Origin of the sequence: Myroides albus (genome assembly GCF_009711045.1) — a bacterium.
GTDB classification, from domain to species: domain Bacteria; phylum Bacteroidota; class Bacteroidia; order Flavobacteriales; family Flavobacteriaceae; genus Flavobacterium; species Flavobacterium album_A.
Genome location: NZ_WMJX01000009.1, coordinates 79,900 through 95,643, shown reverse-complemented (window position 1 = coordinate 95,643; position 15,744 = coordinate 79,900). Strand labels below are relative to the sequence as shown.

Annotated in this window: 17 protein-coding genes; 9 read left to right on the top strand and 8 right to left on the bottom strand. The window is 34.7% G+C overall.

Annotated features, from left to right (window positions below; genetic code table 11):
* Window positions 1-228: 228 nt before the first annotated feature.
* Window positions 229-879 carry an outer membrane beta-barrel protein gene (locus tag GJV76_RS06280; RefSeq protein WP_155091788.1) on the top strand — a complete coding sequence of 217 codons (651 nt, stop codon included), beginning with the start codon at window positions 229-231 and terminating at the stop codon, window positions 877-879.
* 94 nt (window positions 880-973) lie between these two features.
* Complete coding sequence (gene xerD / locus GJV76_RS06275) at window positions 974-1,894, top strand: site-specific tyrosine recombinase XerD (protein ID WP_155091787.1); 921 nt, start codon at window positions 974-976, stop codon at window positions 1,892-1,894.
* 152 nt (window positions 1,895-2,046) lie between these two features.
* On the opposite strand, the gene rny is transcribed toward xerD, so the two are convergent.
* The 3 genes from rny to GJV76_RS06255 all read right to left on the bottom strand — a co-directional run bounded on the left by rny (window position 2,047) and on the right by GJV76_RS06255 (window position 4,438).
* Window positions 2,047-3,609 (bottom strand): ribonuclease Y, encoded by a 1,563-nt coding sequence (gene rny / locus GJV76_RS06270; protein ID WP_155091786.1) that lies wholly within the window; start codon window positions 3,607-3,609, stop codon window positions 2,047-2,049.
* Between the two features lie 229 nt (window positions 3,610-3,838).
* Window positions 3,839-4,138, bottom strand: a complete 300-nt coding sequence (locus tag GJV76_RS06260) for a cell division protein ZapA (protein WP_155091785.1) — start codon at window positions 4,136-4,138, stop codon at window positions 3,839-3,841.
* A 9-nt stretch (window positions 4,139-4,147) separates the two neighbouring features.
* Window positions 4,148-4,438, bottom strand: coding sequence for a hypothetical protein (locus GJV76_RS06255; RefSeq protein WP_155091784.1), 291 nt, complete (start codon window positions 4,436-4,438; stop codon window positions 4,148-4,150).
* Window positions 4,439-4,626: 188 nt separating this feature from the next.
* Between GJV76_RS06255 and GJV76_RS06250 the strand changes: the two genes are divergently transcribed.
* Window positions 4,627-6,321: a M23 family metallopeptidase gene (locus tag GJV76_RS06250; protein ID WP_155091783.1), complete on the top strand. Its 1,695-nt coding sequence runs from the start codon at window positions 4,627-4,629 to the stop codon at window positions 6,319-6,321.
* A gap of 172 nt (window positions 6,322-6,493) precedes the next feature.
* Window positions 6,494-7,261 (top strand): hypothetical protein, encoded by a 768-nt coding sequence (locus GJV76_RS06245; protein ID WP_155091782.1) that lies wholly within the window; start codon window positions 6,494-6,496, stop codon window positions 7,259-7,261.
* 35 nt (window positions 7,262-7,296) lie between these two features.
* Here GJV76_RS06245 and GJV76_RS06240 read toward each other — a convergent pair whose 3' ends face one another.
* From GJV76_RS06240 to GJV76_RS06220, 5 genes are all read right to left on the bottom strand, one after another.
* Window positions 7,297-7,857, bottom strand: coding sequence for a histidine phosphatase family protein (locus tag GJV76_RS06240; RefSeq protein ID WP_155091781.1), 561 nt, complete (start codon window positions 7,855-7,857; stop codon window positions 7,297-7,299).
* Window positions 7,842-8,618 carry an adenosylcobinamide-GDP ribazoletransferase gene (locus GJV76_RS06235; protein WP_155091780.1) on the bottom strand — a complete coding sequence of 259 codons (777 nt, stop codon included), beginning with the start codon at window positions 8,616-8,618 and terminating at the stop codon, window positions 7,842-7,844. The genes GJV76_RS06240 and GJV76_RS06235 overlap by 16 nt, the downstream gene beginning before the upstream one ends.
* A complete protein-coding gene (gene cobT / locus GJV76_RS06230) occupies window positions 8,615-9,619 on the bottom strand; it encodes a nicotinate-nucleotide--dimethylbenzimidazole phosphoribosyltransferase (protein WP_155091779.1) in 1,005 nt (334 codons plus the stop codon). Before cobT ends, GJV76_RS06235 begins: the two co-directional genes overlap by 4 nt.
* A 541-nt stretch (window positions 9,620-10,160) precedes the next feature.
* The gene (locus GJV76_RS06225; protein WP_155091778.1) at window positions 10,161-10,895 is read right to left on the bottom strand and encodes a DUF4369 domain-containing protein; all 735 of its coding nucleotides are present in this window, start codon (window positions 10,893-10,895) and stop codon (window positions 10,161-10,163) included.
* A 2-nt stretch (window positions 10,896-10,897) separates the two neighbouring features.
* On the bottom strand, window positions 10,898-11,221 hold the full coding sequence (locus GJV76_RS06220) for a YbaB/EbfC family nucleoid-associated protein (RefSeq protein ID WP_155091777.1): 324 nt from the start codon (window positions 11,219-11,221) through the stop codon (window positions 10,898-10,900).
* Window positions 11,222-11,730: 509 nt separating this feature from the next.
* Here GJV76_RS06220 and GJV76_RS06215 point away from each other — a divergent pair.
* The 5 genes from GJV76_RS06215 (at window position 11,731) to GJV76_RS06195 (ending at window position 15,677) form a co-directional block, all read left to right on the top strand.
* Window positions 11,731-12,048, top strand: a complete 318-nt coding sequence (locus GJV76_RS06215; protein ID WP_155091776.1) for a GNAT family N-acetyltransferase — start codon at window positions 11,731-11,733, stop codon at window positions 12,046-12,048.
* Window positions 12,049-12,538: 490 nt separating this feature from the next.
* Window positions 12,539-13,066, top strand: a complete 528-nt coding sequence (locus tag GJV76_RS06210; RefSeq protein WP_155091775.1) for an NADPH-dependent FMN reductase — start codon at window positions 12,539-12,541, stop codon at window positions 13,064-13,066.
* A gap of 146 nt (window positions 13,067-13,212) precedes the next feature.
* Window positions 13,213-13,782 (top strand): PH domain-containing protein, encoded by a 570-nt coding sequence (locus tag GJV76_RS06205; protein ID WP_155091774.1) that lies wholly within the window; start codon window positions 13,213-13,215, stop codon window positions 13,780-13,782.
* Window positions 13,775-15,286 carry a PH domain-containing protein gene (locus GJV76_RS06200; protein WP_155091773.1) on the top strand — a complete coding sequence of 504 codons (1,512 nt, stop codon included), beginning with the start codon at window positions 13,775-13,777 and terminating at the stop codon, window positions 15,284-15,286. The genes GJV76_RS06205 and GJV76_RS06200 overlap by 8 nt, the downstream gene beginning before the upstream one ends.
* Window positions 15,287-15,365: 79 nt before the next feature.
* Entirely contained in the window at window positions 15,366-15,677 is a 312-nt protein-coding gene (locus GJV76_RS06195; RefSeq protein WP_155091772.1) for a hypothetical protein, read from the top strand.
* The last annotated feature ends 67 nt before the right edge of the window (window positions 15,678-15,744 follow it).

Below are 15,744 nucleotides of genomic sequence, written 5' to 3'. Positions count from 1 at the left end.
TTATTTTATTATTATATATGTAGTTTTTTAATATAATGAATTGATATAATGTATATATTAACTTATTTTTAAGAATATCTATTTTATTCGTAAGGTGTTGGTATTTAGTGTTGTAAGTTAATTTTAATAATAATAACAGGGTGTTTTTGTTATATTTTTATTAAAAATTGATATTAGTTTGATTGGCTTACTTAATTTTGACACAGTTAATAATAAAAATAGCTAAATATGAAAAAATTAGTACTTTCAGTTATGTCAGTTGTTGCTTTAGGTATGGCAGCTAACGCTCAAGAAGTAGAAAAACCAAACTTCGGTTTCAAAGAAGGAGATATCATGTTAGAAGGATCTTTCCAAATTTCTGACAAAGTGACTAAACCAACTGAAACAAATGAGGGAAAAGAGAAATTTACTAATTATACAGTTAATCCTAAAGTAGGTTACTTTATCTCTGATAAAGTTGCTGTTGGGGCATCTGTAGCTTTTGGTAAATCTCACGGTGATTTTGCTGATATGGATCAAATCGGAGATGCTTATTCTAAAGACATTTATGCTGGAGCATTTGCACGTTACTATTTCTTAGAATTAGGTAAACGTTTTAAAACTTATGCTGAAGTAGGAGTTGGATTTGCAGAAAATAAAAATGATTTTTCTAAAGAAAAACTTACTGGTATTAAAGCTGGTTTAGACCTTGGTTTTAACTATTTCGTAACTGAGAACTTAGCAGTTGCATTTACTTTAGGAAATGTATTCTCTTACTCTAACCAAGATATGAAATCTGATGGTAAGAAAATAGGTTCTGTTTCTGAAACAAATGCTAACTTAAACATCTTTGATAACTTCTTTGACCAAGCTAAATTTGGTTTAATCTACAAATTCTAATTGATAGAATAGTAGTTACTATAAAGAATCTAAAGCCTCTCTTCTGAGAGGCTTTTTTGTTTTTGTATCTTTGGTATCATTATATTTATATACTATGGCTACAGGTTATTGGGAAGATAAAATTAAGATGTTTTCAAGCTATTTAAGGTTAGAACGCGGTTTATCTGATAATTCTATTGAAAGTTATATTTTAGATGTGCGAAAGTTTTTAAACTACTTAGAAAGCTATGATACAGACTTTAGTGTTGAACAAATTGACGAGGAGCTCGCACAAGGTTTTGTCTATCAGCTTAGCGAACTTGTTGCGGTTAATTCACAAGCTCGAATTATATCTGGGCTAAAGAACTTTTTTAATTACTTTATTTTAGAGCGATATATTGAGCGTTCGCCTTTCGAATTGATTGAAACTCCTAAATCAGGGCGCAAGCTACCTGATATCTTGAGTGTTGAGGAGATCGATCGTTTGATTGCTTGCATTGATCAGTCTACAAATGAAGGATATCGCAATAAAGTCATTCTCGAACTGCTATATAGTTGTGGATTGCGAGTTAGTGAACTTGTTAGTTTGCGCATTTCAGATTTGTTTTTTGAAGAAGGTTTTATACGGGTAATAGGTAAAGGTGATAAGCAGCGCTTTGTGCCAATTGACGAAGATACAATGAAGTATATTAGTAGTTATATTAAAACAATTCGATGCCAGTTAACTATTAAGAAGGAAGATGTGGATATTTTATTTTTGAATAGAAGAGGAGGGCAGTTGACAAGGGCAATGATATTCACTATTATTAAGCAATTAGCAAAAATAGCTAAGCTCAACAAGGTTATAAGTCCACATACCTTCCGTCATTCGTTTGCCACACATTTATTAGAGAATGGGGCGGATATACGCATAATACAAGTCTTGTTAGGACATGAGTCTATTACTACTACGGAGATTTATACTCATATTAGTACAGAGCGATTGCGTTCTGTTATGGAAGACTTTCATCCAAGGAGTGGGAAAAAGCGAGTGTAGTAATTCTTACTCTATTTTTAGAATTAGCGGTGATTTGAATCTATAAAGTAGATAGGAGGGATATAGAAGTACTTCATATAAACAAAAAAGAAAAGGGACTATTGTAAAAAAATAGTCCCTTTTTTATCATAGAAATTAATCTTGTGTCTTCTTTATTTAGCAATGTTTATTGCTCTTGTTTCTCTGATTACTGTAATCTTAACTTGACCTGGATAAGTCATTTCAGTTTGTATTTTTTGAGAAATGTCAAATGATAAAGTAGCCGCCATATCGTCTGTAACTTTTTCGCTCTCTACGATAACACGTAGCTCACGTCCAGCTTGAATAGCATAGGCATTCTTCACACCATTAAACTCATTAGCTATACTTTCAAGATCTTTTAAACGTTGAATATACGAATCTAATACTTGACGTCTTGCTCCTGGTCTTGCACCAGAGATCGCATCACATACTTGAATAATTGGTGCGATAAGAGTTGTCATTTCAATCTCGTCGTGGTGAGCTCCAATAGCATTGCATACTTCTGGTTTTTCACCGTATTTCTCAGCCCACTGCATACCTAAAATTGCGTGTGGAAGTTCAGTTTCAGTTTCTGGAACTTTACCAATATCGTGTAATAGACCAGCTCGTTTAGCTAATTTTACATTCAATCCCAGCTCTGCAGCCATTAAACCACATAGTTTCGCTACTTCGCGTGAGTGTTGTAGTAAGTTTTGTCCATAAGAAGAACGGTATTTCATTCTACCTACTATTTTAATCAACTCAGGGTGTAAACCGTGAATACCTAAGTCAATCACAGTACGCTTACCTATTTCGATGATTTCCTCCTCAATTTGCTTCGTTGTTTTGGCAACTACTTCTTCAATTCTTGCAGGGTGGATACGTCCATCCGTTACAAGTCTATGTAAAGATAATCGAGCAACTTCCCTTCTTACAGGGTCAAAGCATGAAAGAATAATAGCTTCAGGTGTATCGTCAACGATGATTTCAACTCCTGTAGCAGCTTCAATAGCTCTAATGTTTCTACCCTCACGACCAATGATTCTACCTTTTACGTCATCAGATTCAATGTTGAATACAGATACACAGTTCTCTACAGCTTCTTCTGTACCTACACGTTGAATAGTGTTGATAATAATCTTTTTGGCCTCTTGTTGAGCAGTTAACTTAGCTTCTTCAATAGTGTCTTGAATATGCGCCATTGCGTCAGCTTTTGCTTCTGTTTTTAAGCTTTCAATGATTTGGTTCTTAGCTTCTTCAGCAGTAAGTCCAGAGATAGCTTCTAACTGTTCTACTTGAGCGCGGTGAAGTTTCTCGACTTCCTCTTGTTTGCGTTCAATTAGTTCAAGCTTTTGGTCATATTCTTTAATTTTCTTTTCACTTTCATCAGCAGCTTTTTTGGCTCTTGAAAGTTCATTAGAAATTTGAGATTCCTTATCTCTTGTTCTTTTTTCTGCTTCTGCAATCTTTTTATCACGAGCTAAAATTACTTGTTCATGTTCTGATTTCAGTTCAATAAACTTTTCTTTAGCTTGTAATATCTTTTCTTTTTTAATCGCTTCTCCTTCGTTTTTTGCATCACGCAATGTCGTTTTTGCTTCATTTTTTGCACTTTGCAATATTGAAGAAGCGTGATTTTTCTCAAGGTACTTGGCGATTACAAAGCCGATAGCTGCACCAATCACAATTCCTCCTACGACAAATAATATTTCCATAAATGTTTCAAAATTATATATAAAAAAAGCTCACACTAGAATTGAGTTGTATAAACTCTAAGGTAAACAAGTTTTGAGCTAGCTTGCGGTTCAAGGATCTGCGTGAGCAGCGTGCTTTAGATGCAAAGATTTACTCATTTTAATTTGTTAGTGTTGAGTTTATCAAACAGGTACTAATGTGAGCAGTATTTTTAAGTCTCCCTTTTTTTAAAGTAAGAACGTCAATTTATTATTTAGCGAGTATTCGCTCAATAGCCTCATCTAATTTGATTAGTCGATCTAAGGCTTTGTTATAGCCTTCACTTGTATCGATGCTTTTTTGTTCTGTTTGCGATGCGAACTGTAAGGCACACATAGCTAAAACATCTTGTTTATCTCTAACAGCATAGTTCTCCTCAAACTGATGAATCATCGTATCAATTTTTTTAGACGCACTCCTAAGGGCTTCTTCCTGAGAGTAACTAACTGTTAGAGGGTATACTCTATCAGCAATTGATATTTTTATTCTTAATTGTTCATCATTGTTCATGGTTCAGATCTATTTTGTCAGATAAGCGATACACTGATCTATCTCTCTTATCAATGAATTTATTTTGAGTTTCATATCTCTTTTATTCTCTTCACTGCCCAATAAGGAATTTGCTAACTGAAGGGATTCATACTTCTTATAAATCTCATCTAATTGCTTTTCATTGTATTCAACCTCTTCATTTGCTTGGATTAAACGCTCTTTCAGCTGTGTATTCTCTGCTTCAAGTTTGTTTAATCGCTGTACAAGTTTCGCAAACTTAACCTCCAAAGAGCTGATTATGTTAGCCAGTTCACTCATTATACTTTCTATTCAAATATCCTTTAGCACAAAGTTACAATTTGTATTTAAATTTAAAAAAGATTTACAATAAAAAAAAGCTATTTCTCTAATAAATAGAATTGTTTATTATCTATGTGTTTCATTTTTAGCGTTTATAGTTCTTTTAATTTAGTTATTGTTTATTTTAGCAGAAAATGTTAGTAAGTATGAGATTAAAATTGATATCTACACTATTGTTAGGTAGTGTGGCCACTGTTTCTTTGGCACAGGAAAAGTTAGACTTTAGCAACCCTTTGCAAATTCCTGTTAACCTTTCGGGTAATTTTGGTGAACTTCGCGGTACTCATTTTCACGCTGGACTGGATATTAAAACACAACAACGCATTGGACTACCTGTCTATGCACCGGCAGATGGATATGTTTCGCGAATCAAAGTTTCTACTTGGGGATATGGCAAGGCGCTTTATATCGATCATCCAAACGGACAGACCACTGTCTATGGTCACTTGAATGAATATGCAGGAGAGATTGCAGATTATGTACGCAAAAGACACTATGCTGAAAAGGCTTTTGAAGTCGAGATGTTTTTTAAGAAAAATCAAATGCCTGTCAAGAAAGGGCAGTTAATTGCATATACTGGAAATACGGGTGGTTCTGGTGGACCTCATTTACACTACGAATTTCGCGATACAAAAACGCAGAAAATTATCAACCCTTTAAAAGAGGGAATGGATAAAATGGTAACAGATAAAATTGCGCCAAGTGTCAATAGCGTATTTGTTTATCCTATAAGTGATGATGCTGTTGCGAATACAAATGCCAACCCACAACTGTTAAATTATACGACAAGTGCGGATGGTACTTTAGTAGTGCCTACTGTAAAGGCAAAAGGAAAGATTAGCTTTGGAATAGATATTTTTGATCAAGCTGATTACAATGCTAACAAGAACGGCGTTTACTCTTTGGAAACTTATGTGAATGGAAAGCGTTTGTTTAGCTATCGATTTGATACATTTTCTTTTGCAGAATCGGGAACGGTAAACGCATTGATTGACTATGAACGCTACGTAAAAACAAGAGCTAAAGTTCAAAAGTTATTTGTAGAGAGACCTTACAATCTCTCTGTTTTATCCTATAACGAGACAAAGGGAATTATAGATGTTAAACCTGGAGAAAGTTACACCTACAAAATTGTGCTTTGCGATTATCACGGGAATGAAAGAGCTATAAGTATTCCAATAGAATACGATGCAACGGAGGCAAAGACGGCGAGAGAGAATAATGTCAAAGAGTTTAAGATTAACGCAGATAAAGATTACTATTTTGAACGAGGGTTTGCAAGTATCAACATTAGTGGGGCAACTTTTTACCACGATTTAGCGATTGATATTAGCGCTGATCAAGAGCAGTTAGTAGTAGGGGAGCCTGTGACAGCGTTCCGAAAGAATATGGCAATTTCATTTGATACCTCAAAATTAACGATTGACAATCCAGATAAAGCATTTATTGGTAAGATTGACGAAAAGGGCAGACGAGATTTTTACAAGACTACAAAGAAAGATCATATTTACACAATTTATACAAAGTCTTTTGGTACTTATAAAATCATGATTGACGACAAAGCGCCGACGATCTATAAACCAAGTTTTACTGAAGGTCAATGGCTGAGCAATGCCAATGAGATTTCTTTCTTAATTAGCGATGATTTGTCGGGAATAGATACCATTGAAGGAAAGATTAACGACAAGTGGATATTGTTGGATTACGATCACAAAACAAAGAAAATAGTTCACAAGTTTAGTGATGGTATCGTAACTTCAGGTAAGAATGCAGTAGAGATAAAAGTAACGGATCGAATGGGGAATCAAGCTGTATACGTTTCTCATTTCTTTAGAAAATAACATACAAGGGTGGTTGTTCGCTGTAAAGTGCAATCACCCTTTTTTTATTTTCATCAATATTTATTGTTTAAAATATTGAATTACTAATACTTATAAATACTTTAGATTTAGCTTTATAGAATAAAAATGTGTAAAATTTACTTTATCTTTGATACGTTTTAATTCAATAAGTATGAATACAAGAATAAATATATTAATTGTTCTACTTGCGGTTATTGTATCAGCTTGCAAACAAGAAGAAAACTCTAAAGCCAATTTTCCGAACGATACTTCAGGTGTTCTTTCTAAAGAAGTTGATAGTCAAGAAGAAGAAATCAAACACAATGATATGCGTGTAGTTGACCTACCTATCGTTATGGGAGAGGCCAATTACCTAATGTTTCCTGTAGGTGAAGTACGTGTATATGGTTCGTCTTCTAAGTTTGGAAGCAAATCGAACAACAATTCTTATTCATATACTGTTTCTAATTTTTCACCTTATGAATTAACGGGATTCCTGGACAACATTATGTTTCAGCATAAAGATTCTTTAGAGGTTAGACCGTTAACGGATAAAAAATTAAAAATACACTCTGCGACTTATTTAAAGTCAATTGCTGATAAGTATAAAAAACACTTTCTTCTCTATAAGGTATTTGATGAGCAAGTTGTGATCAACCCTAAAACACCTGCCAAGTTGTTGTATATCAGTGAGGCTAACGGTCGCAAGTTTAAGAATGTTATTCAGCCTAACAATGAGCTTTTGGATTGGACTGTAATCGATGCGCAGCACAGATTATATTTCAGGACTATTGAAGATATCAATAAGGATGGTATCTTAGATATAGAGGATACGGTTAACTATTACTACATTAACCTATTGGATCCGAATTTGGAAATAAAAACACATGATCCTTTAGAAGTTGCTCTACCAGTAGCAATGGAAGAAGAAGAAAAATAATAAAGGTAAAAACACGCTATGCATAGCGTGTTTTTTTATTGTTTAGCAATGATGAAATCTTCGCTATGTTCTTCTCCTAACTGAAAGGTGAATACCTCGTCAAAACCAACGGGAATCCTAAATGTATTTTCAAGAGGGATGTCTAAAATGTAATTCCACATACAACGGATGGGACCTCCATGTGTAATGAGTAGAACGTTTTTAAAACTCTGAGTTCTGAGCTCATCCAAGAAATGATTCACTCTACTCTGTACTTCATATAGACTTTCTCCTTGTGGTGGACGATTGTGAGTGAGATTACTATTCCAAAGATCGATTTCTTGTTTCGGAATTTCGCTCCAATTTGCCATTTCCCAATGTCCAAAATTCATTTCTATTAGCCTCGAATCTGTTTGATACTTGGAGTCAAATTCTTCTGCTATAAAAGTGCATCGCTTGAGAGGACTACTAAAGATAGCATCAAAGGCTTTCGGAAGTTGCTTGCGCACTTGTAGCAAGTCATCTCTGTAGCTATTCAATAAGTTCAGATCCGTTTGTCCATAGCAGGTACCGGCTTGGATCTCTACTGCTGTGTGTCGAATTACATATACTTGCATAAGCCTAAAATACTTAGATAGAATATTACTTCACATATTTGTTGAATGGCTCCTAAACAATCACCTGTATAGCCTCCTATGTGTTTTTTGAAGTAGTAAGATAAGTAAATCTTTCCAAGGTAACTAATGGGAAAAGCGAGTAATAAGAGCCAGTTTTGATAAAGCAAATAAGGCAATAAAGTAATGATGAGGGATAACAAGATATTATTCCACGGTAATTTCTTACTGGCTAAGGGTTTTGATTTACTCTTGTCTATATCTTGTACATATTGGTGGGTGTAAATAGTCATGCCTGCGTGAAATCTACTTGTGGTATGTCCACAGATTATCGCAAATATTACGAGGGATAGGGATAAGTGACTTAGATGTACTAAAGTAACTATTTTTAGAATGAGTAGTAGTAAAATACCAATGACCCCATAGGCTCCAATGCGACTATCCTTCATGATCGTCATGATGTTCTCTTTGCCGTATCCTCCTCCAAAAGCATCACAGCTATCCGTAAAGCCATCTTCGTGAAACGCGCCTGTAAGTAATACAGTCAGACAAACAGATAGAATAATACTGATGTCATTTGGAAAAACCAATTGAGAGATATAGTAGGCTAAGGCTGCAAGTAATCCAACCACGAGTCCTACCAATGGAAAGTACTTTTGTGACTTATTCATGATCTCATTGTTATAGGGCAAGTGAAAGGGAATCGGAATCCTGGTAAAGAACATGATAGCCGTGCAGAAATAAGTTAATTCTCTTTTTATCATTTGTTTGAAACATTTGCAGATTCAAAACTTGCCATATTATTGAGAAAATTTACAGCACTTTGTATAATGGGATAAGACAAGGCACAACCTGTTCCTTCACCTAATCTAAGACTGAGGTTTAAAATCGCTCGTGCCCCTATTCTCTCTAAAAGGATACGGTGTCCTTGCTCGTCTGACTGATGGCAAAAGATGGCGTTATTTAATATCGCTGGGTTTATGTGATAAGCAACTAAGAATGCACTCGAGCAAATAAAGCCATCGATCATAAGTAACATATTGTTTTTATGTGCGGCAAGCATAGCACCACACATTTGTGCAATTTCAAAACCACCGAAGGTTTGTAGTATTTCTCTTGGTGTTTTTAGGTTAGGGTGATTGGCATGTACTTGTTGTAGTATTTGCTGTTTGCGCAAAAAGTTTAGATCATCTACTCCTGTGCCTCGACCAGTACATTCAGCAATAGGAATGTCCAATAGGGAACTCATGATCAGCGAGGCTGCTGAAGTATTGCCTATCCCCATTTCTCCAAAGCCGACGATATTACACTTAGAACTTACCAAGGATTCAATGTGCTTTTCTGCCGCTGTAAAACAGTATGTTAATTGTTCTTCAGTCATGGCTTTGTGGTTTAACATATTAGCTGTCCCATAACCTGCTTTTGAAGAAATCAAGTTTTCGTGTACGGGAAAATCTGCATTTACTCCTGCATCTACTATTTTTAAAGCAATGTTGTTTTGGTTGCAAAAAACATTAATTGCCGCACCTCCTTGAAGGAAGTTATACACCATCTGAGGAGTGACTTCCTGAGGGTAAGCACTAACGCCTTCTTTTGCTAACCCGTGGTCAGCTGCATAGACAAGTATTGTAGGATGATGTAACTGTGGAGTAAGCGTCTGCTGCACTTTGGCAATTTGAAATGCGAGGTCTTCTAATGTACCAAGTGCTCGAATAGGTTTGGTCTTTAAGTCAATTTTTTGTTGTAGTTGTTGATCGAAAGTCATCTATGTTATTTTAGTTTTAAAAATTGGTCGATTGTTCTACTTTCTATTTTTTAAGTATAAAGAGTGAGTAGTAGTACAGAGTTTCAAGATACAAAAAAATCAATGTCGATTAGTTATTTAATCGCTTTATACACTTTATTTTAAGGATAGATCTACTTACTGATAACCTTTTCTAATTTCGTTTTTTATTCAATGTGTCAATTAGAGGAATGATGGTGTCAGGTGATGTCTGCTTCACCCAAATAAAGCGTAGTGACAAAAGGAGGAGTGCCTATAGCGACTGGTAGATTCGTGAGGAATATTATTTTGGGGGTAGATTGCTTTCTGTAAAAATTTCACCTTCCTAAAGTAAATCAGGTGTTTGGTATTAAAATTCAATACCTGTGGGATCGCTCTATGCTTATAGAAGCTTTTTTAAGAAAGTAAAGTGAGTAATTCCTCAATGGTATAGGATAAGGTTTAAATTGAAACAGAGAATCTCTTGTGTAAGCAAATTCTTCTTAATAGAAAACGCCTCTATATAGAGGCGTTGATATTTTTGTTATTCTTGTACAGTTGTCATTTCTTTTCGCTCTGCGATGAACTCTTTTAATTGCTTACCGTATTTTTGGTTTGCAATATTGCTGTCTAAAGAGTTGTAGATAGTATCTAAGTATTTGATGTTAGCATCATATAGATCAGTTAAAGCTATGAATGGTGCAACGTCAGAGTTTTTGTGGTTAATGGCAAAGTTAATTGAATTTAAGTATTTTCTATTGTTAAGGCGCTTGTCTAAGTTGACTAAACTGTCTAAGGCATGTTGATTGTTTTCTTTACGAGCATTGAACATCTCTACAATCAAGCCATTCTGTTTGTCTATGACAGATCCGCGTACTTTCAAATACTCCTCGTAGATTGGTTGATTGGTTGACCCTGTCACCTTTGCTTGTGCATAGAATTTCTTTAGGTTGGTCTCAATATTAATCTGACCAGGTTCTGCAAAAAATCCCAATTGATTATCTTGAGAAACAGTATGACCTCTATCTAATGTCAAATACAACATTTCAGGGCTTTCAATATCTAAGGCAAATTTAAAATTGGCATTTCCTCCATTTACGATTAATGAGTCAACAGCTACCAAGGTTGTATCTTGCATCTGGTATAGATAAAGCTTTCCTTGATTCAATCCCTCTACATTTCCTGTAATAACTGTATTCCCTTTAGAAGATGTACCATCATTACAAGAGGCAATTAATAAGCCGCTAACTAATAAAAGTGAGTATACTATTTTTTTCATAATTATTTGAATAGGTCCATTCCTGGAATATTAGGCATACCATCTTTAGCTGCTGCAGCTAATTCGGCGTCATTAACAGCTGTAGCCTTTTCTATGGTACGGTTTAATACCATAATCAAGTAGTCCTCTAACTGCTCTTTGTCATTCATTAATTCATCAGATATAGACAGTGTTCTGATTTGTCTATTGGCAGTCATAGTAACTTCCAATAATCCATCATTGCTTTTTTCATCGATTAATACTGTGTCTAATCTCTTTTTAGTTTCTTCAATTTTTGCTTGGGTTTCTTGTAGCTTACCCATCATTCCCATTAAGTCGCCGAACATATGTTATACATTAAAGTTAGTGAGACAAAAATATTAAAATCTTTTGAAGTTGTATATAGATGTTATAGAATACTTAAAGTAAACGTTAACCTCGTTGGAATTAAGAGTGTTGCGTTTTTAGTTGTTTATCGTACGCTTGTGAAAAAAGAGTGAATAGCCAAAGGGAATAGGTACTCTTTAGACATAAAAGAACATTTTTATGTACAAATCAACCTGTCTTTTTTTGAGCAAAATGCGTGCAAAGGGCTATGTACCCTGACTTTGAAGGTTTGTCCTAAAAATGTATAAGGCATTTTGTTCGGATATTGGTGCGACCAAGTACGGAATTTACTGGGAAAATGGCCTTTTATCCGAACAAACCACCTCTAAAGCCCGAACAAACTGCCTATCCACGTAGGAGTAATTCATTGAAATAACAGTTAGCAGGTAGTTATTAATCTATATTAAGTGTCTTTGAGAAATAATGGCTATATTTTTGAAGTATAAACAATAGATAAATACAGCCTATTATGAAAGATGAGTTTCTAAATTTGAATTTGTATAAGAATATGCAAGGTAATCGCTTTGAATTAACTGTTGATGGTTATACTGCTTTTATTGATTTTCAAGAAGAAGGCAAAGTGATAAAGCTGATTCACACAGAGAGCCCTGAAGAATTAGCAGGTAGAGGAGTAGCTATGGCATTAGTCGAGAAAACGCTACTTTACATTGAGCAGAATCAATATGAGTTAATTCCTCTGTGTCCTTTAGTGTATAGTTTTATAAAGAAAAACAGCGATTGGAAACGAGTTGTTTCCAAGGAGTTTTCGGGATATGATAATTTGTAAGTAAGATATCGGCTTTTTTTTATTTGCCTCGATGTGTTCTTTTGATGGTCAAACTTTTTAAGAAAGATCACTTGTTTTCCACTGTATATAAATCCTGTTAAAAAAGGGGGGGTACAGCTTTGTCTTTTGGTATTTTTTTCATTCCTGTGACGTGATTTGAAGTGACTATTTACAAATGGAAAGCAAAAGAAAAAGCGGTTAGACAACAAACTTTTTTTTGCTGTGATAAAGTGAGGGAAGGGAAAATAAAAATAGTAACTTACAATAAATTTCAATTGATTAATAGGATAGATAGAGTGAATAAACAATTCTGTCAATTAGATTTCCCATTTGTTCTGACTTAGATTCAATCAAAGGAAGTTAGGGATGCAGGAAGTTACCTAAATCTGATAGGCAGTGAGTTTGTCATCACATGAAGTAAAAAAGAGAACATAGAATCAAGTAAATAAAGAATACAAATTATAAGATTGCTAAAAAATTAAATATAACTATGAAAATATTAGCCTTTGCAGGAAGTACATCAAGTACCTCGATCAATAAGCAATTAGTTGAATTTACCTGTTCTCTACTTCCAGTAGGGGAAGTTGAGGTAATAGATTTGAATGATTACGCTGTACCAACATTTTCTGTAGATGAAGAAAAACGAGAGTTTCCTGAAGGAGCTATTCGCTTTTTGGAAAAAATAAAAGGGGCGGATGCAATTATTTGCTCTATGTCAGAACACAACCGAAATTGGACTGCTGCTTTTAAGAGTTTGTTTGATTGGAGTTCGCGTAAGGAGTTAAAAGTGTTTCAAGACAAACCGATGTTTGTGATGTCAACCTCTCCAGGAGGCTATGGTGGTCAGAACTCGCTCAATATAGCTAAAACTGTTTTTCCTTCTTTTGGAGGAGATATCAGGGAGACATTTGCCCTACCCAAATTCTATGAGAATTTTGATGTAGTTAATGGTGTGATAAACGCGGAACTGAAAACAGAATTAATCGACAAAGTAACTAAGTTTACTTCAGAGTTATAGCGAATTTTGACCATTTGAAATGGAGAGCTAAAGGGGAATCTTTGGCTCTCCATTTTTTGTAAAAGACAGTATTCAAAAAGCGATTATATGAAATTATATACTATATTTAGAACTGAATATTAAGTGAGTTTTAGTGCGTTATTACAATGGAAGATTTTGTCAATAATCAGGTGGAAGTGAGTAGTATTCCTACCGTAGAAGAAGTGGTGTTTGTTGGTTTAGATAAGCAATATTTTAAAATTGTGTTGTTCTGGGCTATCATTCGTTTGCTGTTGTGTTTTGTCATTGGATTGAGTGTTTTTTTCTTCAGTGATCTTGTCGAAACGGCTTTGTCAATAGAAAAGAATAAATATGTTTTATCCCTGTTTATTATTTGTATAGGAATATGCAATGTAATCTTGAGTGTACTCGCTTTTAAACAGAAAGGATATGCTGTAAGAAAGTATGATATCATCTATCAAACAGGACTTATTAATAAAAAGCAGATCGTCATCCCCTTTAATAGGGTGCAACATATAGAGGTGTACGAAGGTGCTATTGCAAGAATATATGGTTTGTGTGAATTAGAGTTTTTTACAGCTGGAGGACAAATGGGGGATTTGAGCATTCCTGGGCTTAAACTACAAGATGCAGAGCGAATTAAAGCTTATGTCATCACCAAAGTACAGCCTTTGGCGGTAACGGAAGATAGCTTAAATACGGAGGAGAATGAGTAAAATAATAGACTTTTACCAAGTACATCGACAAGATCCTATCGGTATCATTGTCAACTTTCTCAATGGTTTTCAAAAATTAGCTCGGGCTTTTTTGCCTATTTTATTGATACTTTTCGTTCGCATAAGTCGTTCGGATTATAGCATTTCTATGAGTTTGGTTTATGGCGTTATTTTGGCAATTGTCGTCTTATCGGTATTTGCTTATTTGAATTATCGCTATTTTACTTTTTACATTGATAGAGAAACCGACTCTTTCGTGATTTCAAAAGGAATCATCAATAAGAGTAAAACGATGATTCAACTGAGTAAAATTCAACAAGTAAATATCAATCAGTCGTTTTTAAATAAAATACTGGAAGTCTATGCCATTGAAATAGACTCTGCAGGTAGTAGCGCTAAGGAAGGTGTCATACCAGCAGTGTCTTTAGAAGTTGGACAGCAGCTTAAAGAAACGCTTTTAGCATATAAGCAATCTGTTGAAATACAAGGTGAAACTGATATAGAAAAGCAGATTCAACAAGAGGAAGAGCAGTTGAAGCAGATTAGTTTTTCTACTTTGTTTAAAGTAGGTGCGACATCAAATTATCTGTATACCATTGGAGCGTTTATTGTATTTATGAATACCCTTTTCTATGAAGGATCTCGAATCTATAAGGGCATTTATCAAGAAGATCCTCTGAATTATATCGAAGGTAAGGAGATTGTTCTAATAGAAATTATAGGGTATTTTGCTGTTTTTTTATTGGCAGTGCTACTCGTGAATCTGATACGAACCATTATTCGTTATTACAATTATCAGATTGTATTGAAGAATGGCAGTTTATTTTTGTCTTATGGACTACTTCACACCAAGAGTACAATTATCAAACCTTCAAGGGTACAGATTGTAAAAGCAACAAGGAACTATTTTCAAAAGCTTTGGCAGATTACTAATTTTAAAGTCTATCAAGTTGCTGGGAGTGATGCTAAGAATAAGAAAACGGCTTTGGAAATTCCCGGTTGCTCAAATGAGGAAATGAAAGACTTGTTCTACATGTTCTACAATAAGGAGTTTACAACAGAGGGAGCGACGTTAAAGCACAATTATCGCTATTTTGGATTTAGATTTTTTTTCTTGGTTGTACTTCCCTTGTGTGTGGGTTACTTACTGATGCATAGGGAATTTGACATAAAATGGGTTGTAAGTTCAATGGTTGTGTACTTCGTTTTTTCCACTTTTTTGATTTGGAGATACTATCGAAATGGAGCTTTAATTGTGTCAGATGATTTTATTTGTATCCGTTCAGGGGCGTGGGATATCACCCATACTATAGTTCAGGTACACAAGATTCAGAAGATAGTCGTTTCTCAGCTTTGGTGGCAAGCGGATTATAATGTTGGTAGTTTAACCATTTACACAGCTGGAGGAAAGATTGGGTTTAGTACTTCAAAGTACAGAGAGCTTTGTCGTCTTCGAGATCAGTGGCTCTGTGAAGTGGAGTACCAAAACAAGGCTTGGATGTAGTGACAAGAGGAAATAGGTACTGCTGTGGTCATGGAGTATCAGCAAGGTGTTGAGAGACATAATAAAGAAATATAATAAAATGAAATTAAACAAAGTAATAGGTTATTTAAATGCGCTATTGAGTATGTCGTTAGGCCTTTTATTTTTTATAGGATTAATCTACGATAGTGGTAGTTGGTTGTTAAATACACTTGTTGGAGTAGTTAGTATTGCGATTGGCTTTGTGTTTTACAAGAGGACAAGGGCGATGAAAGTATTAAAGGGCGACCAATTTGTTTCTTTCATTCGCTATGATATTTTGTCTTCAAGTTTAGCACTCTTTGTTGTGTCATTGCTATTTGCTATGGCTTTTTATAGAGTATTTGTGGAGAATTATGCGGTATTTGGTTGATATATAGTGCTTTATTTTTGTGGGTAATTCATTTAAAAGGCGTTAATCTATTTTTTGCTATTAAAAC

Excerpts from the sequence above, each read along its gene's own strand:
- GJV76_RS06220 (WP_155091777.1), bottom strand. The coding sequence starts at position 11,221 with ATGTTCGGCGACTTAATGGGAATGATGGGTAAGCTACAAGAAACCCAA.
- GJV76_RS06250 (WP_155091783.1), top strand. The coding sequence starts at position 4,627 with ATGAGATTAAAATTGATATCTACACTATTGTTAGGTAGTGTGGCCACT.
- xerD (WP_155091787.1), top strand. The coding sequence starts at position 974 with ATGGCTACAGGTTATTGGGAAGATAAAATTAAGATGTTTTCAAGCTAT.
- GJV76_RS06255 (WP_155091784.1), bottom strand. The coding sequence starts at position 4,438 with ATGAGTGAACTGGCTAACATAATCAGCTCTTTGGAGGTTAAGTTTGCG.
- GJV76_RS06215 (WP_155091776.1), top strand. The coding sequence starts at position 11,731 with ATGAAAGATGAGTTTCTAAATTTGAATTTGTATAAGAATATGCAAGGT.
- rny (WP_155091786.1), bottom strand. The coding sequence starts at position 3,609 with ATGGAAATATTATTTGTCGTAGGAGGAATTGTGATTGGTGCAGCTATC.
- GJV76_RS06205 (WP_155091774.1), top strand. The coding sequence starts at position 13,213 with ATGGAAGATTTTGTCAATAATCAGGTGGAAGTGAGTAGTATTCCTACC.
- cobT (WP_155091779.1), bottom strand. The coding sequence starts at position 9,619 with ATGACTTTCGATCAACAACTACAACAAAAAATTGACTTAAAGACCAAA.
- GJV76_RS06200 (WP_155091773.1), top strand. The coding sequence starts at position 13,775 with ATGAGTAAAATAATAGACTTTTACCAAGTACATCGACAAGATCCTATC.
- GJV76_RS06260 (WP_155091785.1), bottom strand. The coding sequence starts at position 4,138 with ATGAACAATGATGAACAATTAAGAATAAAAATATCAATTGCTGATAGA.
- GJV76_RS06225 (WP_155091778.1), bottom strand. The coding sequence starts at position 10,895 with ATGAAAAAAATAGTATACTCACTTTTATTAGTTAGCGGCTTATTAATT.
- GJV76_RS06280 (WP_155091788.1), top strand. The coding sequence starts at position 229 with ATGAAAAAATTAGTACTTTCAGTTATGTCAGTTGTTGCTTTAGGTATG.
- GJV76_RS06195 (WP_155091772.1), top strand. The coding sequence starts at position 15,366 with ATGAAATTAAACAAAGTAATAGGTTATTTAAATGCGCTATTGAGTATG.
- GJV76_RS06240 (WP_155091781.1), bottom strand. The coding sequence starts at position 7,857 with ATGCAAGTATATGTAATTCGACACACAGCAGTAGAGATCCAAGCCGGT.
- GJV76_RS06245 (WP_155091782.1), top strand. The coding sequence starts at position 6,494 with ATGAATACAAGAATAAATATATTAATTGTTCTACTTGCGGTTATTGTA.
- GJV76_RS06210 (WP_155091775.1), top strand. The coding sequence starts at position 12,539 with ATGAAAATATTAGCCTTTGCAGGAAGTACATCAAGTACCTCGATCAAT.
- GJV76_RS06235 (WP_155091780.1), bottom strand. The coding sequence starts at position 8,618 with ATGATAAAAAGAGAATTAACTTATTTCTGCACGGCTATCATGTTCTTT.